At 63.1% G+C, this 21,945-nt stretch carries 17 protein-coding genes; 11 read left to right on the top strand and 6 right to left on the bottom strand.

What is annotated here, in order from left to right; genetic code table 11:
* Positions 1–29: 29 nt before the first annotated feature.
* From GH665_RS18460 to GH665_RS18445, 4 genes are all read left to right on the top strand, one after another.
* On the top strand, positions 30–1,817 hold the full coding sequence (locus GH665_RS18460; protein ID WP_153137336.1) for an acyl-CoA dehydrogenase C-terminal domain-containing protein: 1,788 nt from the start codon (positions 30–32) through the stop codon (positions 1,815–1,817).
* 123 nt (positions 1,818–1,940) lie between these two features.
* Positions 1,941–4,376 (top strand): 3-hydroxyacyl-CoA dehydrogenase/enoyl-CoA hydratase family protein, encoded by a 2,436-nt coding sequence (locus GH665_RS18455; RefSeq protein WP_153137335.1) that lies wholly within the window; start codon positions 1,941–1,943, stop codon positions 4,374–4,376.
* A 79-nt stretch (positions 4,377–4,455) separates the two neighbouring features.
* A complete protein-coding gene (locus GH665_RS18450; protein WP_153137332.1) occupies positions 4,456–5,655 on the top strand; it encodes an acetyl-CoA C-acyltransferase in 1,200 nt (399 codons plus the stop codon).
* Between the two features lie 138 nt (positions 5,656–5,793).
* Positions 5,794–6,564: an enoyl-CoA hydratase gene (locus GH665_RS18445; RefSeq protein ID WP_153137331.1), complete on the top strand. Its 771-nt coding sequence runs from the start codon at positions 5,794–5,796 to the stop codon at positions 6,562–6,564.
* A gap of 48 nt (positions 6,565–6,612) precedes the next feature.
* Here the strand turns inward: GH665_RS18445 and fdhD are convergent, their stop codons facing one another.
* Positions 6,613–7,452, bottom strand: a complete 840-nt coding sequence (gene fdhD / locus GH665_RS18440) for a formate dehydrogenase accessory sulfurtransferase FdhD (protein WP_153137329.1) — start codon at positions 7,450–7,452, stop codon at positions 6,613–6,615.
* 157 nt (positions 7,453–7,609) lie between these two features.
* Here fdhD and GH665_RS18435 point away from each other — a divergent pair, with 157 nt between their 5' ends.
* Positions 7,610–8,086 (top strand): nitrate reductase associated protein, encoded by a 477-nt coding sequence (locus GH665_RS18435; protein WP_153137327.1) that lies wholly within the window; start codon positions 7,610–7,612, stop codon positions 8,084–8,086.
* Between the two features lie 207 nt (positions 8,087–8,293).
* Complete coding sequence (locus GH665_RS18430) at positions 8,294–11,404, top strand: sensor domain-containing protein (protein ID WP_153137326.1); 3,111 nt, start codon at positions 8,294–8,296, stop codon at positions 11,402–11,404.
* A 36-nt stretch (positions 11,405–11,440) separates the two neighbouring features.
* Here GH665_RS18430 and GH665_RS18425 read toward each other — a convergent pair whose 3' ends face one another.
* The gene (locus tag GH665_RS18425; RefSeq protein WP_153137324.1) at positions 11,441–12,337 is read right to left on the bottom strand and encodes a LysR family transcriptional regulator; all 897 of its coding nucleotides are present in this window, start codon (positions 12,335–12,337) and stop codon (positions 11,441–11,443) included.
* 110 nt (positions 12,338–12,447) lie between these two features.
* On the opposite strand from GH665_RS18425, the gene GH665_RS18420 reads away from it, so the two are divergent.
* Together GH665_RS18420 and GH665_RS18415 are read left to right on the top strand one after the other, a co-directional pair.
* Positions 12,448–13,659, top strand: a complete 1,212-nt coding sequence (locus GH665_RS18420) for a serine hydrolase domain-containing protein (protein ID WP_153137322.1) — start codon at positions 12,448–12,450, stop codon at positions 13,657–13,659.
* Complete coding sequence (locus GH665_RS18415; protein ID WP_153137320.1) at positions 13,656–14,951, top strand: MFS transporter; 1,296 nt, start codon at positions 13,656–13,658, stop codon at positions 14,949–14,951. Before GH665_RS18420 ends, GH665_RS18415 begins: the two co-directional genes overlap by 4 nt.
* Positions 14,952–15,029: 78 nt before the next feature.
* Here GH665_RS18415 and GH665_RS18410 read toward each other — a convergent pair whose 3' ends face one another.
* On the bottom strand, positions 15,030–15,644 hold the full coding sequence (locus tag GH665_RS18410; RefSeq protein ID WP_153137319.1) for a glutathione S-transferase family protein: 615 nt from the start codon (positions 15,642–15,644) through the stop codon (positions 15,030–15,032).
* Between the two features lie 159 nt (positions 15,645–15,803).
* Here GH665_RS18410 and GH665_RS18405 point away from each other — a divergent pair, with 159 nt between their 5' ends.
* Both GH665_RS18405 and GH665_RS18400 read left to right on the top strand, forming a co-directional pair.
* Positions 15,804–16,709: a LysR substrate-binding domain-containing protein gene (locus GH665_RS18405; RefSeq protein WP_153137317.1), complete on the top strand. Its 906-nt coding sequence runs from the start codon at positions 15,804–15,806 to the stop codon at positions 16,707–16,709.
* Between the two features lie 214 nt (positions 16,710–16,923).
* Positions 16,924–17,250, top strand: a complete 327-nt coding sequence (locus GH665_RS18400; RefSeq protein ID WP_153137316.1) for a DUF4148 domain-containing protein — start codon at positions 16,924–16,926, stop codon at positions 17,248–17,250.
* A gap of 157 nt (positions 17,251–17,407) precedes the next feature.
* On the opposite strand, the gene GH665_RS18395 is transcribed toward GH665_RS18400, so the two are convergent.
* Positions 17,408–17,803, bottom strand: coding sequence for an acyl-CoA thioesterase (locus tag GH665_RS18395; protein ID WP_153138584.1), 396 nt, complete (start codon positions 17,801–17,803; stop codon positions 17,408–17,410).
* Positions 17,804–18,096: 293 nt separating this feature from the next.
* Between GH665_RS18395 and GH665_RS18390 the strand changes: the two genes are divergently transcribed.
* Entirely contained in the window at positions 18,097–19,986 is a 1,890-nt protein-coding gene (locus GH665_RS18390) for an ABCB family ABC transporter ATP-binding protein/permease (protein ID WP_153137314.1), read from the top strand.
* A gap of 78 nt (positions 19,987–20,064) precedes the next feature.
* Here GH665_RS18390 and murU read toward each other — a convergent pair whose 3' ends face one another.
* Together murU and GH665_RS18380 are read right to left on the bottom strand one after the other, a co-directional pair.
* Positions 20,065–20,778, bottom strand: coding sequence for an N-acetylmuramate alpha-1-phosphate uridylyltransferase MurU (gene murU / locus GH665_RS18385; RefSeq protein WP_153137312.1), 714 nt, complete (start codon positions 20,776–20,778; stop codon positions 20,065–20,067).
* A gap of 3 nt (positions 20,779–20,781) precedes the next feature.
* Positions 20,782–21,873, bottom strand: coding sequence for an aminoglycoside phosphotransferase family protein (locus GH665_RS18380; protein ID WP_153137310.1), 1,092 nt, complete (start codon positions 21,871–21,873; stop codon positions 20,782–20,784).
* Between the last annotated feature and the right edge of the window lie 72 nt (positions 21,874–21,945).

The raw sequence follows: 21,945 nt of genomic DNA, 5'->3' as shown, positions 1-21,945 counted from the left end.
TGGCTCCTTGTCAAACTTTGGAGAGAGTCATGGGACAGTACGCCGCGCCGCTGCGCGACATGCAATTCGTCTTGCACGAGCTGCTTAACGTCGAAGCCGAGATCAAGCAGATGCCGAAGCACGCGGATCTCGATGCGGACACGATCAACGCCGTGCTCGAAGAGGCCGGCAAGTTCTGCTCCGAAGTGCTGTTCCCGCTCAATCACAGCGGTGACCAGGAAGGCTGCACGTACGTCGGCGACGGCGTCGTGACCACGCCGAAGGGCTTCAAGGAAGCCTACAAACAATATGTGGAAGCCGGTTGGCCGGCACTCGGCTGCGATCCGGAGTACGGTGGCCAGGGCCTGCCCGCATTCGTCAATAACGCGCTGTATGAAATGCTGAATTCAGCGAATCAGGCGTGGACGATGTACCCGGGTCTGTCGCACGGCGCGTATGAATGTCTGCATGCGCACGGCACGCCGGAACTGCAGCAACGCTATCTGCCGAAGCTGGTTGCGGGCGTCTGGACCGGCACGATGTGTCTGACCGAGCCGCATTGTGGCACCGACCTCGGCATTCTGCGCACCAAGGCCGAACCGAACAGCGATGGTTCGTACGCGATCAGCGGCACGAAGATTTTCATCTCCAGCGGCGAACACGATCTCGCGGAGAACATCGTGCATCTGGTGCTGGCGCGTCTGCCGGATGCGCCCAAGGGCACCAAGGGCATTTCCCTTTTCATCGTGCCGAAGTTCATCCCGAACGAAGCCGGCGAACCGGGCGAGCGCAACGGCGTGAAATGCGGCTCCATCGAACACAAGATGGGCATTCACGGCAACGCGACCTGCGTGATCAATCTCGACAACGCGAAGGGCTGGCTGGTCGGTGAGCCGAACAAGGGCTTGAACGCGATGTTCGTGATGATGAACGCCGCGCGTCTGGGTGTCGGCATGCAGAGCCTGGGCCTGACGGAAATCGGCTACCAGAACTCGCTGGTGTACGCGAAAGAGCGTCTGCAAATGCGCTCGCTGACTGGCCCGAAAGCGCCGGAAAAAGCCGCCGACCCGATCATCGTGCACCCGGACGTGCGCCGCATGCTGCTCACGCAGAAGGCCTACGCTGAAGGCGCGCGCGCGTTCTCGTACTGGTCCGCGCTGCACATCGACAAGGAACTGTCGCACGCCGACGAATCGGTGCGTAAAGAGGCGGCTGATCTGGTCGCGCTGCTCACGCCGATCCTGAAAGCCTTCCTCTCGGACAACGCGTTCGAGAGCACCAATCACGCCATGCAGATTTACGGCGGCCACGGTTTCATCGCCGAATGGGGCATGGAGCAATACGTGCGCGACGCGCGTATCAACATGATCTACGAAGGCACCAACGCGATTCAGGCGCTCGACCTGCTCGGCCGCAAGATTCTCGGCGACATGGGCGCGAAGATGAAGAAGTTCGGCAAGCTGGTGTCGGATTTCGTCGAAGCCGAAGGCGTGAAGCCGGAGATGCAGGAGTTCATCAACCCGCTCGCCGACATCGGCGAAAAGGTGCAGAAGCTGACGATGGAAATCGGCATGAAGGCCATGCAGAACCCGGACGAAGTCGGCGCCGCCGCCGTGCCGTATCTGCGCACCGTCGGCCACCTGGTGTTCTCGTACTTCTGGGCGCGCATGGCACGTATCGCGCTGGACAACGAAGCATCGGGCGATCCGTTCTACAAGGCGAAGCTGGCTACCGCGCGCTTCTACTTCGCGAAGCTGCTGCCGGAAACGGCAATGACGATTCGTCAGGCGCGCGCCGGTTCGAAGTCGATGATGGACGTCGAAGAGTCGCTGTTCTAAGGCGCACCTTTACGGCAAACGCCACGCCTTCACAAGGCGTGGCGTCTTCCACCGCCACAAGTCATACATCGCGAAATGTAAGAGACACATTCGCGACACCGCATAACTCCCCGGAGGAACGACGTGAGCAATCTGAACATTCGCAAGGTAGCCGTGCTCGGCGCCGGCGTGATGGGCGCGCAGATCGCAGCGCACCTGATCAACGCCAAGGTGCCCGTGCTGCTGTTCGACCTTCCCGCGAAGGAAGGCCCGAAGAACGCGATCGCGCTGAAGGCGATCGAGAATCTGAAGAAGCTGTCGCCCGCGCCATTCGGCGTGAAGGACGACGCGCAATACATCCAGCCCGCGAATTACGACGACGACATCGAGAAGCTCGCCGAGTGCGACCTCGTGATCGAAGCGATCGCCGAACGCATGGACTGGAAGCACGACCTGTACAAGAAGGTTTCGCCGCACATCGCACCGAATGCGATTTTCGCGACCAACACGTCGGGTCTGTCGATCACCGAACTGTCGAACGGTTTCGCGGATGAACTGAAGGCGCGCTTCTGCGGCGTGCACTTCTTCAATCCGCCGCGCTACATGCATCTGGTCGAATTGATCCCGACCGCCACGACGCGTCCGGAAATCCTCGACCAGCTCGAATCGTTCCTGACGAGCGTGGTCGGCAAGGGTGTTGTGCGGGCAAAAGATACGCCGAACTTCATCGCTAACCGCGTCGGTATTTTCTCGATCCTCGCCGTCATTACGGAAGCCGCCAAGTTCGGCCTGCGTTTCGACGAAGTGGACGACCTGACGGGCTCGCGTCTGGGCCGTGCGAAGTCGGCAACGTTCCGTACCGCGGACGTGGTCGGTCTCGACACGATGGCGCACGTCATCAAGACGATGCAGGACACGCTGAAGGACGATCCGTTCTTCCCGGTCTACGAAACGCCGGCCGTGCTGGCCGAACTCGTGAAGAAGGGCGCGCTGGGTCAGAAGACCGGCGGCGGCTTCTACAAGAAGGAAGGCAAGGCGATCAAGGTGCTCGACCCGAAGACGGGTTCGTACATCGACGGCGGCGCGAAGGCCGATGAACTGGTCGGCCGCATTCTGAAGCGCCCGCCGGCAGAACGTCTAAAGCTGCTGCGCGAATCGGAGCATCCGCAAGCGCAATTCCTGTGGTCGATTTTCCGTGACGTGTACCACTACATCGGCGTGCATCTGGAATCGATCGCTGATAACGCGCGTGACGTCGATCTGGCGATCCGCTGGGGCTTCGGCTGGAACGAAGGTCCGTTCGAAGGCTGGCAGACGGCCGGCTGGAAGCAGGTCGCCGAATGGGTGCAGGAAGACATCGCGGCGGGCAAGGCGCTGTCGAACGTGCCGCTGCCGTCGTGGGTGCTGGAAGGTCCGGTTGCCGAGAAGGGTGGCGTGCATACCAACGAAGGTTCGTGGTCGCCGGCTTCGAAGACCTTTGTGCCGCGCTCGTCCCTTAGCGTCTACGACAAACAGGTGTTCCGCGCACCGCTGGTCGGCGAAACGTCGGCTGATCCGAAAACCTACGGCAAGACGCTGTTCGAAACCGACGCCGTGCGTGCGTGGGTCGACGACCGCGCAGGCGAGAACGACGTCCTGATCGTGTCGTTCAAGAGCAAGATGAACACGATCGGACCGTCGGTGATCGACGGCCTGACGCAAGCCATCGAACTGGCCGAGAAGGACTACAAGGGCCTGGTCGTGTGGCAGCCTACGTCGCTGAAACTCGGCACGCCGGGCGGCCCGTTCTCCGCAGGTGCGAACCTCGAAGAAGCCATGCCCGCGTTCATGACGGGCGGTGCGAAGGGCATCGAGCCGTTCGTGAAGAAATTCCAGCAAGGCATGTTGCGCGTGAAGTACGCGAGTGTGCCGGTCATCTCGGCGGTGTCGGGCATCGCGCTCGGCGGCGGCTGCGAACTGGCGCTGCATAGCGCGAAGCGTGTCGCGCACATCGAAAGCTATATCGGCCTGGTCGAAGTCGGCGTGGGTCTCGTGCCGGCGGGCGGCGGTTTGAAGGAAGCGGCACTGCGCACGGCAGAAGCCGCAACCTCGGCCGGCGCAACCAACGACCTGCTCAAGTTCGTGCAGAAGTCGTTCGAAAACGCGGCGATGGCGAAGGTTTCGGCCTCCGCTCTCGACGCTCGCGCCATGGGCTACCTGAAGCCGTCCGACACGATCGTCTTCAACGTGTTCGAACTGCTCGACATCGCGAAGAAGGAAGCGCGCGCGCTGTCGGCCGCGGGCTATCGTCCGCCGCTGCGTGTCACGCAAGTGCCGGTGGCGGGCCGCTCGGCGATTGCGACCATCAAGGCATCGCTCGTCAACATGCGCGACGGCCGTTTCATCAGCGAGCACGATTTCCTGATCGCCAGCCGCATCGCGGAAGCAGTGTGCGGCGGTGACGTGGAAGCCGGCAGCCTCGTCGACGAAGAATGGCTGCTCAAACTCGAGCGTCAAGCGTTCGTTGATCTGCTCGGCACGCAAAAGACGCAGGAACGGATCATGGGCATGCTGCAAACCGGCAAGCCGGTGCGCAACTAAGCGACGAACGAACGCAATAAATTGCATGGGACGGGAGTAAGTGCTGAAGCGCTAACTCCCGTCGACAACGGAGCTTGAAATGGCAAAGCAATTGCAAGACGCATACATCGTCGCCGCGAGCCGCACGCCGATCGGCAAGGCGCCGCGCGGGATGTTCAAGAACACGCGCCCGGACGAACTGCTGGTGCACGCGATCAAGTCGGCTGTGGCACAAGTGCCCGGCCTCGACACCAAGGTGATCGAAGACGCCATCATCGGCTGCGCGATTCCTGAGGCCGAGCAGGGCCTCAACGTCGCGCGGATGGGCGCGCTGCTGGCGGGCCTGCCGAACACGGTGGGCGGTGTCACGGTGAACCGTTTCTGCGCGTCGGGCCTGACCGCGCTGGCCATGGCGGCGGACCGCATCCGCGTCGGCGAATCGGACGCGATGATCGCGGGCGGCTGCGAATCGATGAGCATGGTGCCGATGATGGGCAACAAGCCGTCGATGTCGCCGCATATCTTCGATCGCAACGAAGACATCGGCATTGCCTACGGCATGGGCCTGACCGCGGAGAAGGTCGCCGAGCGCTGGAAGATCAGCCGCGAAGCGCAAGACGCGTTCTCGGTCGAATCGCATCGCCGTGCCATCGCCGCACAGCAGGCCGGCGAGTTCAACGACGAAATCGCCGCGTACACGATCACCGAACGTTTCCCCGATCTTGCCACCGGCGAAGTGAAGGTGAAGACGCGTGAAGTCGCGCTCGACGAAGGTCCGCGTGCGGAAACGTCGCTGGAAGGTCTGGCGAAACTGCGCGCCGTGTTCGCAAACAAGGGTTCGGTGACGGCGGGCAACAGCTCGCAGACGTCGGACGGCGCGGGCGCGTTGATCGTCGTGTCGGAAAAGATGCTGAAGGAATTCAACCTGACGCCGCTCGCCCGTTTTGTCAGTTTCGCCGTGCGCGGCGTGCCGCCGGAAATCATGGGTATCGGTCCGAAGGAAGCGATTCCGGCTGCGCTGAAGGCCGCCGGTCTGAAGATCGAGGACATGGACTGGATCGAACTGAATGAAGCATTCGCCGCGCAATCGCTGGCGGTGATTCAGGACCTCGGTCTCGATCCGTCGAAGATCAACCCGCTTGGCGGCGCGATCGCACTCGGCCATCCGCTCGGCGCGACCGGCGCGATTCGTGCGTCGACGGTTGTGCACGGCCTGCGCCGCCGCAACTTCAAGTACGGCATGGTGACCATGTGCGTCGGTACCGGCATGGGTGCGGCGGGCATTATCGAACGTCTGTAAGCGTATTTTGCCAGGTCCTGACAGTGATCCTTGCAGTGACCCTTGCAGCGACCACTTAAGGACCGCGGAAACGGTTCGCAGGCCTATCCGGCTTGCGAGCCGTTTTTTCCATTCAGCAGCAACCAGGAGTACGAGGAGATGACAATGGATATTCTGGTCGAGCGCGCCGACGGTGTGCTGACGATTGCCTTCAACCGGCCCGACAGGAAAAACGCGATCACGGCTGCGATGTATCAGACGATGGCCGACGCACTGGTCGAAGCGCAGGGCGACACATCGATCCGGGCAATTCTGATTCGCGGCAGCGCCGGCATTTTCAGTGCCGGCAACGATCTCGAAGACTTCATGAAGAAGCCGCCAGGCGGCGAAGATGCCCCGGTGTTCCAGTTCCTGCGCGCGATCAGTGCGGCGGAAAAACCGGTGGTGGCATCGGTGGCGGGCCCGGCAGTCGGCATTGGCACAACGCTCCTGCTGCACTGCGATCTCGTGTACGCATCGAATACGGCGAGCTTTTCACTGCCGTTCACGCAGTTGGGGCTTTGCCCGGAAGCGGCGTCGAGTTTGCTGTTGCAGCGCGTGGCCGGCTATCAGGCCGCAGCGGAAAAGCTGCTGCTCGGCGAAGCCTTCGATGCTGTCGAAGCGCACCGCATGGGTTTCGTGAATCGCGTGTTGCCCGCGGCTGAAGTCGATGCGTTCGCCGCCGCGCAGGCAGCCAAACTGGCGGCGCTGCCGGCTTCTTCGTTGCGGGTGACGAAGAGTCTGATGAAGCGCGCGAGCCAGCATGAACTGCAAACACAGATGAGCGAGGAGGCGGTGCACTTCGGCAAGATGCTGATCGCGCCGGAAGCGCGCGAGGCGTTCAAGGCGTTCTTCGAGAAGCGCAAGCCGGACTTCCGGCAGTTCGATTGAACCGGCTGCGCTCAGGGCGCCTGACCATACTTCAGGCGCCTGAAGCGCTCAAGCTTGCGCCGGCTGCAAGGTGTCGTAGTCGACGTAGCTGGTTTCCCGGCAGAAGCTGACAAGCCGTACGCCCGCTTTGCGGGCAATCGCAATCGCCAGCGACGACGGCGCCGAAATCGTCGCGAGCATCGGTACGTCGACACGCGCCGCCTTGCGCACCAGCTCGTAGCTGGCGCGGCTCGACAGAAACACAAACCCTTCACGGGTATCGACGCGATCGAGCACTAGCTGGCCGATCAGCTTGTCGAGCGCGTTGTGACGGCCGACGTCTTCGAACGCGTAGCGGATCGCGCCTGCGGCGTCGCACCATGCGGCGGCGTGCAGGCCGCCAGTCAGGCGCGTTAGCGCCTGATGTTCCGGCAACTCGCGCGCCGCACGCGCGATCGCATCCGGCGCAAGCCGTTGCAGAAAGCCGGTGTCGGGCACGCGCTCCGGCTTCAGATCCAGCAGATCGATGCTTTCGATCCCGCATACGCCGCAGCCGGTCCGCCCGGCGAGCGCGCGGCGTTTTTCCTTCAACGCGACGAACGCCTGCTGAACGACCTTCAATTGCACTTCGGCATGCGGCAATTCGTCGTCGTCGTGCAGCTCGACCTCGATGTCCTGAATGTCACTGCCGCGTTCCACGATTCCTTCCGAAATTGCAAAGCCGACTGCGAACGCTTCCAGATCGCACGGCGTGCACATCATGACCGCGTGCGAGATGCCGTTGAAGACGAGCGCCACCGGCCACTCCTGACCGACGTGATCGGTGACGGTTTCGACCGCCGCGCCGCGATGCCGGTGCACCTCGCGCTCCACGGCGCCGGGTTGCCCGGCGGTTTCCAGTTGGTTCAAGCGATTTCACTCCTTTCATGCCGCACGCGTTTGAGCGGTTTGCAGCTTTGCCAGCGGCGCGAAGCGGTGCCAGACCACGCCGCTATCGCGCGAATAAGGTTCTAAAATACCTCAAGCTGGGCTTGAGTGTTGCCCGTCACCAAAGAGGAATACTGTCATGGGACTCAACGAGGCACCGCTTCTGTTCGACTTCGAAGTCGCGTCTTCGGAGAATTTCACCTACATCCCGATGTCGGTGCGCTTCAATCTCGATCGTTTCGGGCTGCGCATCACACTGGAGCAGTGGCAGTTGCTGCCGCTCGAAGACCGTAAGCTGCTGGCGCGGTTTCCGGTCGAGGAGGACACGGAAATCGAGCCGAATTTCGATCACGCACTGTTCGAAATGCTGCGCACGCACGCGAATGTCGAGCCGGAATGGTTCACGCCCGAGGAAGCGCCCGCCTGGCGCCGCATCGACGCGGTGCCGGAGGGTGTCGCACACCAGGCTGGACTCGCCGGCCTGCCGGTGCCGGGTATCGCGCAGTGGGCCAAGCTTGCGCCGTTCAAGCGCTATGTACTGGCCAAATTGTCACGCAAACCGGAAGGCAACCATGACTTCGTTCCCGCAATGAAGGAATTTGGTGCGGCCGGCTAGGTGCGGCCGGCCAGGCGTGGCCGACCAGGCGCCCCCAGCCCAACACCCCACCCAAATCCCCTAATTATTTCGCCCCCACCCCTCAACCTGTTCCGAACGCGGCCGTTATCCATGGGTTGGCGCGTAAAAAGACTCGACCCGGTGCGATCCGACGCATCGAAAGCGACCCCGCGCTCCCGCCCTCAGAACGATTGACGTTCGGAACCCATGACTCCTTTTTTATCGAAGCGGCTGCTGATCAATCTGGCGGTCGTCGCCGCGGCGGTCGGCGCGAACGCGTTCGTCGCCTACACGCAGATTTGCGGCCAGCGCGACGCTGACGCGCGCATGCTGCGTTCAGCGAACGTGCGTCAGAATCTCGACGCCTACCATACGGCGCTGGATAGCGGACTGGCCGCGCTCGGCCGTTTCGAAGCATCGGGTGACGCCGCGCCCGTCACCGAGGCCACCGCCATGGCGAGTTCGCTGGCCAACGTGGAGCGCGAGTTGCGCAAGGAGCTCGCTGGCGAACCAGCCTTGCTCGCCACGCTCGCCAAATTGAGTGTGGACAGTCACGCGCTGCAACGCGACATTGACGATGCACTGCTGAGGAGCGCTCACGCCACGCCGAACGAGTCACGCGCGTGGGCGGCATCGACCTATACGCACCTCGGGCTGGGGCTGGGCCGAGTGGAAACCAGTCTGGCAGCGCTGCGCCAGCAGGAGAATGACGTGTTGCAGGCGTCGGTCGCGGCGTCCGCGAACGAAACCCAGCGCGCCATGTTCCTGCTGATCGTGACGATGCTGGCCGGCAGCGCGCTCCTGATCTTCACGTTCGGCGCTCGCGAAAGCCGCGCGCGCGAGAAACTGCGCACGGTCCGCGCGCTCAATCGCAACGACGAGCGCTTTCGCGGCCTGTTCGACGATCATCCGGTGCCGATGTACATTTTCGACCGCGAGACGCTGCGCTTTCTCGCCGTGAACGCGGCCACGATCCAGCAATACGGTTACTCGGAAAGCGAATTCCTCGGCATGACGATTCGCGCGATCCGGCCGAATGGCGAGATCTCGCGTCTCGAATCGCACCTGCAACGCAGCGACGTCCTGCACCACGGCCGCACGATGGCGGGCGTCTGGCATCACCGGCGCAAGGACGGGTCGATGATCAGCGCCGACATTTCGTATCACGCGCTCAATTTCATGGGCCGCGCCGCCTTCTTTGTACTGGCCGACGACGTCACCGAACAGATCAACGCCGAAGCTGAGGCGCAGCGTTCGAACCAGATGCTCGAGACCGTGATCGACAACATCCCGCAGCGAATTTTCTGGAAGGATCAGGAGTCGCGCTATCTCGGCTGCAACATGGCGTTCGCGCGCGACGCGGGGCTCTCTTACCCGGAGCAGGTGGTCGGCAAGAGCGACAACGACATGCCGTGGCGGGCCTTTGCCAGTCTGCTGAACGAGCACGACAAGGAGGTGGTGACCACCGGCGTGCCGAAAATGAATTTCGAGGTCGATTTGGTGATCGACGGCGTGCATCGCACCACCGTCACGAGCAAGCTGCCATTCACCGATGGCGAGGGCCGCGTGATCGGCGTGCTCGGTTCTTACACGGACATCACCGAGCGCAAGCGCGCCGACCTGGCCTTGCGCCTGCAAAGCCGCGCGCTCGATGCCAGTGTCAACGCGATTCTGATCACCGCGCCGTCGCCGTCGGGCAATCTGATCGAATACGTGAACCCCGCGTTCATGCGTATCACCGGCTACGATCCCGCCGAAGTGATCGGCCACGATTGCCGTGTGCTGCAACGCGACGACCGCGACCAGGAAGGCGTCGCGTTGATCCGTCAGGCGCTTGCGGCGAACCGCGAGGTGAGCGCCGTGGTGCGCAACTATCGCAAGGACGGCGCGCTATTCTGGAATCAGTTGTTCATCGCGCCGGTGCCGAACGCGGAGGGGGTGATTACCCATCACATCGGTGTGATCAATGACGTGACCGATCTGATCCGCTATCAGGAGCAACTCGAGTACCAGGCCAACTACGACAGTCTCACGCGGCTGCCGAATCGCAACCTGCTGCGCGATCGTCTGCAGCACGCACTGATCGTCGCGCAGCGGCATCACAAGGGCGTCGCGGTCGTGTTCATCGACCTGGACGGCTTCAAGAACGTCAACGACAGCCTCGGTCATAGCGTCGGCGACCGCTTGCTGGGCGTGGTGGCCGAGCGGCTCGCGCGCTGCACGCGAACCAGCGACACGGTCGCGCGGCACGGCGGCGACGAGTTCGTGATCGTAATGACCGATACCGTCGACGAGCAGTCGCTGATCGCGTGGATGGAGCGGGTGCGCGCGTCGATTTCCGAACCGGTGTGGCTCGACGGCACCGAGTTGTATGTCGGTTGCAGCATGGGTGCGAGCCTCTTCCCGCAGGACGGCGACGATGCGGAAACGCTGATGAAAAAGGCCGATCTCGCGATGTATCGCGCGAAGGACATGGGCCGCAACACATTCCAGTTTTATCAGCCGGAGATGAATGCGAGCGCCGGCGCGCGCCTGAATCTCGAACGGCGTTTGCGCCGTGCGTTGCGCGACAATGAATTCCTGCTGCACTACCAGCCGCAGGTGGATATCGAAAGCGGACAGATCGTCGGCACCGAGGCGCTGGTGCGCTGGCACGATCCGGAAGTCGGCCTGGTGCTGCCGTCGCTGTTCATTCCGGTCGCCGAGGAGAGCGGCTTGATCGGGCCGCTGTCGGAATGGGTGTTGCGTGAGGCATGCCGCCAGAACAAGGCGTGGCAGGACGAAGGGTTGCCGCCCGCGCGGGTGTCGGTGAATCTGTCGGCGCGCGTTTTCCAGCAGCGCGATATCGCCAAGCTCGTCATGCAGGTGCTCGCCGAAACGGGGCTCGAGCCGCAGTACCTCGAACTCGAGCTGACCGAAAGCACCATCATGCGCAATGCCGAGGAGGCGGTGTCGATGCTCAACGAGCTGCATGCGCTCGGTATCGGCCTTGCCATCGACGACTTCGGCACCGGCTATTCGAGTCTCAGTTATCTGAAGCGCTTTCCGGTGGACCGTTTGAAGATCGACCGCTCGTTCGTGTCGGATATCGGCGTGTCGGGCGACGACGAGACGATCACCTCGGCGATCATCGCGCTCGCCCATTCACTGAAACTGCAAGTGATCGCGGAAGGCGTGGAGACGTCGGCGCAACTCGATTTCCTGAGGGAGCGCGCGTGCGACGAAATGCAGGGCTTTTACTTTGCGAAGCCGTTGTCGACAGATGCGATTTCCGCGTTGTTCCAGGGTGGTGATGCGCGAGAGCCTGCGGCGGTGTAACTGGTCGGCGACGCTGCGCGGCACGCTGACGTAGCGTTACGGAAGGTTGTCCGCGAGAATCCGCGCGGCCATGAAATCGATGAACACCCGCAAGCGGGGCGGCACACTGCGTCCGGCCGGCCAGACGATACTCAGATCGATCACCCGCTCGACGTAGTCGTCGAGCACCGTGCAAAGCAGGCCGTCTTTTAGCGCCTGCCGCACCGAAAAATCCGGCATGCACGCAATTCCCAAACCGCGCATGGCGAAGCACACGCGCGTTTCGACGTTGTTGCAAACCATCGAAATCGGCAAGGTCACCTCGCGCTCACCGGCTTCGCGTCGCAACGGCCAGATCTCCAGCTTGCCGTTCTTCGGGTAGCGGTAGTGCAGACAGATATGGTTCGAGAGATCGGCGGGTTTTTGCGGCGTGCCGTGCCGGGCAAAATAGGCCGGCGCGCCAACCAGCACTACGCCGAATGAACCGATTTGCCGCGCGGCGAGGCGTGAATCCGCCAGCGCGCCGGTACGCACCACGACGTCGAAACCTTCGTCGATCACATCGACCACGCGGTCGCTGAAGTCCAGATCAAGTTCAATCTCCGGATAGGCCAGCATGAAATCGGCGAGTATCGGCAACACCAGCGAACCGACCAGCGGCAGACTCGCACGCAAGCGGCCGCGCGGCGAGCCGGCGCTTTGCGATATTTCCAGTTGTGCTGCTTCGATTTCGGCAAGGATGCGCCGGCTGCGTTCGAGAAATTGCATGCCGTCGGTGGTGAGCGTGATGCTGCGCGTGCTGCGATGAAAAAGCCGCACGCCGAGCCTTTCTTCGAGGCGCGCGATGCGCTTGCCGACTGCCGACGCCGACACACCGAGCAGCCGCCCGGCTGCGACGAAGCTGCGTGTTTCTGCCACCTGCACGAATACCAGGAACCCGCCCAGACTTTCCACCGTCGCCTCCGATTCCGGACATAAATGTCCGTAGACTGAGGAACTCTATCCCAGTTTTTCTTCGTTTGCCGGATTCGTATGATGGCCGCATCCCTCTGATTGGAGCCGTCATGTCCGAATTGTCCGCGTTGTCCCGCACTGCTCGCGATGCCGCGCCACTCCCGCTGCGGGTCGATGCGGTGATCGATAGAGCACTGGCTGAGCAACGCCTCGTTGGCGGCGTCGTACTGATCGCCGAGCACGGCGAGCCGGTGTATCGCCGCGCCGCAGGTCTCGCCGACCGCGAGCATGAACAACCGATGCGCGAAGATACGCTGTTCCGGCTTGCGTCGATTTCGAAGCCGATCGTCTCGACGGCCGCGATGGTGCTGGTCAGTCAGCAGCGTCTAGGGCTCGACGACGCAGTCGAGCGCTATCTGCCTGAGTTCACGCCGCGTGGAGCGGACGGCGGCGCCGCGCACCTCACCGTGCGGCATTTGCTGACGCATACGGCGGGCCTCGGCTACCGTTTTCTCGAACCTGATGAGCACGGCCCGTATGCCCGCGCAGGTGTTTCCGATGGGATGGATGGCGCAGGCATTACGCTCGCTGAGAACCTGCGACGGATTGCCGGCGTACCGTTGCTGTTCGCGCCGGGTACGGCTTGGGCCTACTCGCTGTCGATCGACGTGCTGGGCGCGCTGATCGAACGCGTGACGCAATTGCCGCTGGGCGACGCGGTGCGCGATCTCGTCACCGCGCCGCTCGGGATGAACGACACCGCCTTTTATACGCTCGACGCGCAGCGTCTCGCGACACCCTACGTGAGCGACGTGCCGCGACCGCACCGCATGCGCGACAAGGAGCGCGCGACACCGTTCGAAGGAGCGGTCGGCATCGATTTCGAGCCGGCGCGCGCGTTGGACCCCGAAGCGTTTGCGTCAGGTGGCGCGGGCATGGTGGGTTGCGCCGACGACGTGCTGCGTTTGCTCGACATACTGCGCGATGGCGGCGGCGCTTTGCTGCCGCGCGCGATCGTCGACGAAATGGGCCGCAATCAGACGGGCGAGATGGGTCCGCCCGATAAGCCGGGCTACGGCTTCGGCCTGGGTTTTTCGGTGCTGCGCGATCCGCTCGCCGCCGATTCACCGGAGTCGCCCGGCACCTGGCGCTGGGGCGGCGCGTATGGCCACTCCTGGTTCGTGGACCGTAGCCGCGGCCTGAGCGTCGTTGCGTTGACCAACACGTTGTACGAAGGAATGTCGGGGGCGTTCGTGGATGAACTGCGCGATGCGGTGTACGGCGTGAGCGCGGCCAAGGGTCAGGGAGCGAGCCGCTCATGAGCGAATTCGACCAGGACCTGGCTGACGCCGCGACGTGTCCGGCAACATCAGCAGCATCGGCACAATCGCCCCAGCCTGCCGGTCGCTTGCCGCTGTCTGGTTTGCTCGCGCTCGCCACGGGCGGGTTTATCACGATCCTTACCGAGGCCTTGCCCGCCGGCCTGCTGGGCGAAATGAGCGGCGACTTCGGGGTGTCGGCGGCACTGATCGGGCAGCTTGTCACCGTGTACGCGGCGGGGTCGCTGGTGGCGGCTATTCCGCTTGCAATCGCGACGCGCGGCTGGCGCCGTCGTCCGCTGCTGCTGATGGCGATCGCGGGTTTCATCGTCGTCAATACGGTAACGACGCTGTCGACGAACTACACGCTCACGCTGGTTGCGCGTTTCTTTGCCGGCGTGTCGGCGGGTCTGCTGTGGGCGCTGCTTGCCGGCTACGCGGCGCGCATGGCGCCGGCTCATCTGCAAGGCCGGGCCATCGCGGTGGCGATGACGGGCGTGCCGCTGGCCTTGTCGCTCGGCATTCCACTTGGGACGCTGATGGGCGCTTCAATCGGCTGGCGTTATACGTTTGGTGCGATGAGCGTGCTGACGGTCGTGCTGCTCGGCTGGGTACGCTGGCAGGTGCCCGATTTCGCCGGTCAGGCGGCCGGACGGCGCACGACGTTGAGTGGCGTGCTCGCCTCACCCGGTCTCAAGGCAGTACTCGCGGTGATGTTCACCTATGTGCTCGCGCATACCATTCTCTACACCTACATCTCGCCGTTTCTTGCGCTCGCACATTTGCAGCAGCGCGTGGATGTCGTGCTGCTTGTGTTCGGCGTGATGGCGCTTGTGAGTATCGCGATCGTCGGCGTGCTGGTGGACCGGCATCTGCGCCGGCTGACGCTGATCAGCGTCGCGCTGTTCGGTGCGGCCGTCGTGACGCTCGGTCTGGCGAGCGATCTGCCGGCCGTTGTCTATGCCGGTGTGGCGGTGTGGGGGCTCGCGTTCGGCGGTGCCGCCACGCTCTTTCAAACGGCTTCGGCGCGTGCCGCGGGCGAGGGTGCCGATGTCGCGCAATCGATGATCGTCACGTTCTGGAATCTCGCGATAGCGGGCGGCGGGGCGTTCGGCGGCATTGCGATCGACCGGTACGGCGCGGTCTCGCTGCCGTGGGCGGCCGCGGTGCTGCTGACCGGCACGCTGCTGTGCATCGTTATCAAGGCGGGCATCAATGCGCAGCGTGGCAGCCGTACACGCCGGGCGGCGGCTACTGCCGCCGCTGCGCGTCTCGATCTCTGCGGCCGCCAGTGAAAGCGTGGGGCGGCGGCTGAGTCGCTGTGTGCCGCGTAGCAATCGACGATCGATACCCGTTCCTGTCCGGCGGGTATCTCAGGCGGCAGGCGTGTCGAGGAAAACCGGCAGTTGTTCCGCCACTTCGGAAAATGCCTGCAAGTGGGGGTGCGCTGCCTTGGTGACGATCTCCGGCAAATACATCTGCGTGAAGTTCCACGCGACGGCCACCGCCACGTCCGCTGCACCGAAACGGTTCGGTTCGACCGGCAGCGGCGCCGCCGCGAGTTCCTCTTCGAGTTCACGGTAAGCGGCGTGCAATTGCTCGGTCACCCGATTGATCCACGGCTCATGCTGTTTCTCCGCCGGCCGCAGATTGCGTTCATAGACGATCTGCACGGTCTTTTCAGATGCGGCCAGCGCGAGACCGGTGAGGCGTGCTGCCCGCAGGCAGTGGTCCGCCTGGGTCGGGAAAATCCGTTGATCCGGTGCGGCGAGCGTGGTGACGTATTGCAGGATCACAGTCGAATCCATCACCTGCTGGCCGTCGTCCAGGATCAGCGTGGGCGCTTTCACGACCGGGTTGATCTTCGCGAACGCGTCGTAAGTGCTGAACACCGAAATCGACTGATGCTCGAAGTCGAGTTTTAGCAACTTCAGGCAGATAGCGACCCGGCGCACGTAGGGTGAATCCAGCATTCCGATCAGTTTCATCTCAATCCCGTTAGAAGATCTATATGGCTGCCCGTGCGAGCGGGTAGGCGGCGATTTGCCTGTCAGGCGGCGCTTACGGAGCGTGAAGGCAATAGATTAACCGTCTTTTCATGGCAGAAAAAGCGACATTATTCGACGGTTTACGTCAGAATTTCTTACATGAAACCCATTCCACCACTTGCTGCTCTGCGCTGCTTCGAAGCCGTCGCCCGGCTCGGCGGCGTGACGCCGGCCGCGCGGGAGTTGCATGTCACGCATTCGGCGATCAGTCAGCAGATCAAGGTGCTGGAGGAGTCGATGGGCGTCGCGCTGTTCGTGCGCGAAGCACGTGGCTTGCGCCTTACCGACGACGGCCGGCTGTACGCGCTCGAAATACGCTCCGCGCTGCGCGACATCACCCTGGCGACCCGCCGTGCGCAGGCGCGCCCGCACCAAAGCGATCTGGTGATCTCAACCGTGCCGTCGTTCGCGCAGCATTGGCTCGTGCCGCGCCTCGCGAGTTTCCGCGAAGCGCATCCATACTATCGCGTACGCCTGATGACGAATCTGCAGATCGAGGATTTTCGCCAGGGCACCAGCGACATCGGCATTCGCATGGGGCAAGGGCATTGGCCCGACGTCGCACAACAGAAACTATTCGACGACGACATGCTCGTGGTCGCGGCACCGCATTTCGCGTTCGGGCCGCATGGCCGTTTTCCTCGCACGGCCGAGGACGTGCTCGCATGTCCGCTGATCTCGAGCCCCGACGCGCCCTGGAGCGACTGGTGCCAGGCGGCACAGGTGGCCGAGCCGGCCGCCGAAGCGGCGGTCTTGTCGGCGAACGATTCGAACATCGTGATCGGCGCCGTGCTGCTCGGGCAGGGCGTCGCGCTCGAGCGGCGCAGCCTCGTCGCGCATGCGCTCGCGCGGGGCGAGCTGGTGCAGATCACCGACATCCGCGTGCCGTATCGCTATCCGTACTGGCTGGTCTGGCAGCAACGCGAGATCCTGAACGCGAAACAGGCGCATTTCGCCCAATGGATCGATGGGCAGGTCGACGCTTATTTGCGTCACGGTTCGTGAGAGTGCGCGCCGCCTGGCACATGCAGCGGCCGCTTGCAGGGGGATTACCGGTTTGCGGGCGCGTGGCAGTCGTATATATTCGGGATTCCCGTCTCAGACTTCCCCGGGAACCACGAAGCATCGATTCACGTGGCGTTGCGCCCGCCTTTCGCTGCTCGCACTCCGTCTTGGGCGTTTCGCCGTCGAATATCTTCCAATACGACTGGAGAGAAAAATGACGTCTTCACCTGCAAAGAAATGGGCTGTGCTGCTGACCTCGGTTGTACTGAGCGTCGCTTCGGTTGCACCGGCGTTCGCACAAAACGATGCAAGTGCTCCGGCGGCCGATACCACCAATGCCGCCAAGCCGTCGGCCGCATCCAAGGCAGCCGCCAGGGCGCAACGCAAGGCCGCCCGCAAGGCGGCACGCGCCAAGAAGAACGCAGAGTTGAAGCAATTGGAGAGCAACGGGTATAACCCGTCGCGTAACGATCCCAACTATCCGACGAATCTGCAGAATGCGCAGAAGAAGGCGGCGGCTGGTGCGGCGGCGAGCCAGTAAGCGGCTGCGGGCCGGACAGCGATTGCGGGTTCGGCTGCGTTTGGGCCGGGCAGTAGGGGCGCTAGCCGCCTCGCAAACGCAACCGGGTAAGGACAACCTGTGAAGTTAAGCGAGGCGCTCAGGCGCCTCGATTTCATTCAATGCCCCTATCCGCCGTTTAATCCAGCACCGGCAGCGCGCGTGGGCGCCGGTCGCTGTCGGTGGCGACGTAGGTCAGGGTTGCTTCGGTGACCTTCACGAGGTCTTCGGTCAGGCTCATACGCTGCGCGTAGACCTCGACCGCCACGGTGATCGACGTATTGCCCGTCTTGACGATGTCCGCGTAAAAGCTCAGCAGATCGCCGACGAACACCGGCTGCTTGAAGACGAACGAATTGACCGCGATGGTCGCGACCCGGCCGTTGGCACGGCGGCTTGCCGGAATCGAACCGGCGATATCCACTTGTGCCATGATCCAGCCGCCGAACACGTCGCCATGGACGTTCGCGTCCGACGGCTGCGGAACGACGCGCAGGGCGCAGTGCTTTTGCGGAAGTTGGAGGATATCGGTCATCGGGGCACCCTTGAAATTCGTAATGGCTCGGTCGGCTCGAGAGGCAGGCGGGGATTTCATGGCAACTGCACGACGCAATGACACCACATCGGCGCGGTCCACCTGCAACCGGCGGCCGGTCAGCCCATGAAAAGCGGCGCCAGCCAGCTTCTGCGACAATAGAAAGATCAGGAATTGTACGGGAAAGCGCCCAGCCGGGTCGCGCGACATCAAGCAGAGTGCGAGGTTGGCACGCTGCCGGTCGGCGCGCCGCTGCGAACTCCGTCGCTTCCATACTCTCCCCAGCCGATCCCATGCGCCGTACGCCCTCGTCCGAACCTTCCCCGATCTCGACCCAGCCGCGCAACGACTGGCAAACGATCCTGTCTTTACTGCCCTACCTCGCCACCTATAAATGGCGCGTGGGCTTCGCACTGAGTTGTCTGATCGGCGCGAAGGTCGCGAATCTCGGCGTGCCGATCGTAATGAAGCGGATCATCGACGGCCTCGCGTCGGTGAAGCATCTCACCGCGCTCGGCCGTGCGCACGATTCGCCGGGCATTGTGCTGCTTGGCGGCGTTGGATTGATGGTGGTCGCCTATGCGGTGGTGCGGCTGTCCACCTCGCTTTTCACCGAGCTGCGCGAGATCCTGTTCGCGAAGGTAACCGAAAGCGCGGTGCGCCAGCTCGCGCTGAAAGTGTTCCGCCATTTGCATGCCCTGTCGCTGCGGTTTCATCTCGATCGGCAGACGGGCGGCATGTCGCGCGATATCGAACGCGGCACGCGCGGCATCACGCAACTGATTTCGTATTCGCTGTACAGCATTCTGCCGACCCTCGTCGAAGTCGGCCTCGTGCTCGGCTTTTTCATCGTCAAATACGAGGCGTATTACGCGATCGTCACGTTCATTGCGCTTGCCGCGTACATCGTATTCACCGTGAAAGTCACCGAATGGCGCACGCATTTTCGCCGCACGATGAACGAGCTCGATTCAAAGGCGAATTCGCGCGCGATCGATTCGCTGCTCAACTACGAGACGGTGAAGTACTTCGGCAACGAAGAGTGGGAAGCGCACCGTTACGACGAAAATCTCAAGCGCTATCGCACGGCCGCGATCAAATCGCAGCGCTCGCTGTCGGCGCTGAACTTCGGGCAGCAGGCGATCATCGGCACGGGCCTCGTGTTCATTCTGTGGCGCGCGACTGAAGGCGTGATGGCCGGGCGCCTCACGCTCGGCGATCTGGTGCTGATCAACACCTTCATGCTGCAACTCTATATCCCGTTGAATTTTCTCGGCGTCGTGTATCGGGAACTGAAGCAGAGCCTCACCGATATGGATCGCATGTTCACGCTGCTGGGCGCCACGCAGGAAGTGCCCGACGTGCCGGACGCGCCCGCGTTGCGGGTGAGCGGTGCGCAGGTGCGCTTCGAACATGTGAACTTCTCGTATGAGCCGGCGCGGCAGATTCTGCACGACGTGAGTTTCACGATTCCGGCGGGCAGCACCACCGCGGTGGTCGGTCATAGCGGCTCGGGCAAATCGACGCTCGCGCGGCTGATGTTCCGCTTCTACGATCTGGACCGTGCCACGGGCGGCGCGATCACCATCGACGGCCAGGATATTCGCGACGTCACGCAGGATTCGTTGCGTGCCTCGATCGGCATCGTGCCGCAGGATACGGTGCTGTTCAACGATTCGATCTACTACAACATCGCTTATGGCCGTCCGTCGGCTACTCGCGAGGAAGTGATCGCGGCGGCGCGCGCGGCGCATATTCACGACTTCATCGAAGGACTGCCGAAGGGTTATGAAACGCCGGTCGGCGAGCGTGGCCTGAAGTTGTCCGGCGGGGAAAAGCAGCGCGTCGCGATTGCTCGGACCATCCTCAAGAATCCGCCGATCCTGTTGTTCGACGAAGCGACCTCGGCGCTCGATTCACGTTCGGAACGTGCGATCCAGCATGAGCTCGATCAGATCGCTCGCGAGCGTACGACGCTGATCATCGCGCACCGGCTTTCGACGGTGGTGCACGCGCAGCAGATCATCGTGATGGACAAAGGGCGGATCGTGGAGCGCGGGACACATGCCGAGTTGTTGAGTGCGAACGGGCTGTTCGCGCAGATGTGGGCGTTGCAGCAGCAACGTGCCGCTGAGACGCCGGAGTCGGCGGAAACGGTGAGCGTGGGCGACGGCGGACGGTGAAGTTTTGCGTCGGCGCCCAGGGTGGCGTGGCGTGACGACGCGAACCTGGGCGAACCTCTTGCGCCGGGCTCCCGGCGACTATCGTGCGCTCAGGCGCTGATCCAGAGTCTGTAGCTGTGCCGGCGTGCCGACGTTTTCCCACAAACCCTCATACACCTCCCCGCTCGCGAGACCATGCGCAATCGTCTCGCGATAGTACGGCGTGAGCGCGCGCCGCGTGCCGCGCGGCAGATCGCGAAACATGCGTGTGTCGTAGAGACCGATGTTGCCGAATGTGAAGCGCGGTTGCGTATCCAGCGACAGCGTTCCGTCAACCAGGCCGAAATCGCCGTTCGGATGAAACGCCGGGTTTGGCACCATCACCAGATGCATGCCGGGCGTGGCTAGCGCGTTCAGCGCTTTGGCTCGCGTGTCGAGTGCCGCGTAGTCGAAATCCGCGTAGACGTCGCCACTGACCGCGACGAAGACTTCGCTGCTGCCCGCGTCTTCCAGCAACGGCAGCGCCTGCGCGATACCGCCCGCCGTCTCCAGTGCCTCGTGTTCCGCCGAATAGCGCAATTGCACGCCCCAGTGCGAACCGTCGCCGAGTACGGCTTCGATCCGCTCGCCGAGCCACGCATGGTTGATCACAATGGTTTGCAAGCCGGCGCGTGCGAGGCGTTCGATCTGCCATACGATCAACGGCTTGCCGCCGGCTTCCAGCAAAGGTTTGGGGCATGTGTCGGTTAACGGACGCATGCGCTCGCCGCGCCCGGCGGCGAAAATCATCGCTTTCTTCAGAGACATCGTCATCGGTCAGAAGGTGTAGCCGACTTCATTCGCGCGGCCTTCGAGATCGTCCAGCAGTTTCGCGAACGGACGCAGCGGCGCATAGCGTTCAGCGACCTTGCGGGCATAGCCGATAAAACGCGGCAGATCCTTCATGTAGTGCGGCTTGCCGTCGCGGTAGTTGATCCGGCAGAACAGCCCCAGCACCTTGATGTGCCGTTGCAGCCCCATCCATTCGAGCTGGCGGTAGAACTCGCCGAAATCCGGATCGACCGGCAGGCCGGCTTTTTTCGCGCGCTCCCAGTAGTACACGAAGCAATCCAGCTCGAACTCTTCGTCCCAGCCGAGGAAGGCGTCGCGCAGCAACGAGGCGGCATCGTAGGTGATTGGGCCGTACACCGCGTCCTGAAAGTCCAGCACGCCGGGATTCACAGGGTTGGGCTCGGCCGCGATCATCAGATTGCGCGGCATGAAGTCGCGCAGCATGAAGACCTGCGGCTGTGCCCGGGCGCTGGCGATCAACAGCGCGAAGGTGCGATCGAGCACCCCGCGGGTCTTTTCGTCGACCTCGCGGCTCAGATGGCGGCCGAGGAACCACTCCGGCATCAATTCCATCTCGCGGCGCAGGAAGGCTTCGTCGAACGGCGGCAGCACGCCTTCGCGCGAGGTGAGCTGCCAGCGGATCAGCGCATCGAGCGCGTCGCGCATCAGCGAGCGGGCGCGGCGGGGCTCATCCCCGCTTTGCGCCTCGGTCAGCGCACCGAGGTACGAATCGGTGCCCAGATCGGTGACAAGCATGAACCCGGCATCGAAATCGACCTCCAGCACACGCGGCACATGCACATTGGCGGCCTCGAGCAGATGCGCGACCTGCACAAATTCGCGGCACTTTTCGGGCGGCGGGGCGTCGACGGCGATCAGGGTGCCGCTGCTGCCGCCTTCCGCCGCCTTACCGGCAAGCCGGAAATAGCGCCGGAAACTGGCGTCGGACGAAGCCGGGGCGAGCGTGTCGAGTTCGAGCGCATAGCGTGCTGCGTGGGCGTTCAGCCAGGCCTTGAGCAGTTCGAGGCGGCTATCGGCGGAAGCTTGGGTGGAGTCTTTGGAGAGGGGCAGCGTCATGAAAACCGGCGGCAAATTCAGGGGGGCAACGTCTTGCCATATAATACCCCACGACTTTTTTGACGCGACTCA

The organism is Paraburkholderia agricolaris (assembly GCF_009455635.1).
Classification (GTDB): Bacteria; Pseudomonadota; Gammaproteobacteria; order Burkholderiales; family Burkholderiaceae; genus Paraburkholderia; species Paraburkholderia agricolaris.
The sequence above is the reverse complement of the archived record's forward strand: the minus strand, read 5'-3'. Positions and strand labels throughout refer to the sequence as shown.

What these genes read in the sequence shown, in the direction of transcription:
- GH665_RS18450 (WP_153137332.1), top strand. Translation starts at nt 4,456, where the DNA reads ATGGCAAAGCAATTGCAAGACGCATACATCGTCGCCGCGAGCCGCACG.
- GH665_RS18430 (WP_153137326.1), top strand. Translation starts at nt 8,294, where the DNA reads ATGACTCCTTTTTTATCGAAGCGGCTGCTGATCAATCTGGCGGTCGTC.
- GH665_RS18460 (WP_153137336.1), top strand. Translation starts at nt 30, where the DNA reads ATGGGACAGTACGCCGCGCCGCTGCGCGACATGCAATTCGTCTTGCAC.
- GH665_RS18395 (WP_153138584.1), bottom strand. Translation starts at nt 17,803, where the DNA reads ATGACCGATATCCTCCAACTTCCGCAAAAGCACTGCGCCCTGCGCGTC.
- murU (WP_153137312.1), bottom strand. Translation starts at nt 20,778, where the DNA reads ATGACGATGTCTCTGAAGAAAGCGATGATTTTCGCCGCCGGGCGCGGC.
- GH665_RS18390 (WP_153137314.1), top strand. Translation starts at nt 18,097, where the DNA reads ATGCGCCGTACGCCCTCGTCCGAACCTTCCCCGATCTCGACCCAGCCG.
- GH665_RS18415 (WP_153137320.1), top strand. Translation starts at nt 13,656, where the DNA reads ATGAGCGAATTCGACCAGGACCTGGCTGACGCCGCGACGTGTCCGGCA.
- GH665_RS18400 (WP_153137316.1), top strand. Translation starts at nt 16,924, where the DNA reads ATGACGTCTTCACCTGCAAAGAAATGGGCTGTGCTGCTGACCTCGGTT.
- GH665_RS18435 (WP_153137327.1), top strand. Translation starts at nt 7,610, where the DNA reads ATGGGACTCAACGAGGCACCGCTTCTGTTCGACTTCGAAGTCGCGTCT.
- GH665_RS18405 (WP_153137317.1), top strand. Translation starts at nt 15,804, where the DNA reads ATGAAACCCATTCCACCACTTGCTGCTCTGCGCTGCTTCGAAGCCGTC.
- GH665_RS18445 (WP_153137331.1), top strand. Translation starts at nt 5,794, where the DNA reads ATGACAATGGATATTCTGGTCGAGCGCGCCGACGGTGTGCTGACGATT.
- GH665_RS18410 (WP_153137319.1), bottom strand. Translation starts at nt 15,644, where the DNA reads ATGAAACTGATCGGAATGCTGGATTCACCCTACGTGCGCCGGGTCGCT.
- GH665_RS18380 (WP_153137310.1), bottom strand. Translation starts at nt 21,873, where the DNA reads ATGACGCTGCCCCTCTCCAAAGACTCCACCCAAGCTTCCGCCGATAGC.
- GH665_RS18420 (WP_153137322.1), top strand. Translation starts at nt 12,448, where the DNA reads ATGTCCGAATTGTCCGCGTTGTCCCGCACTGCTCGCGATGCCGCGCCA.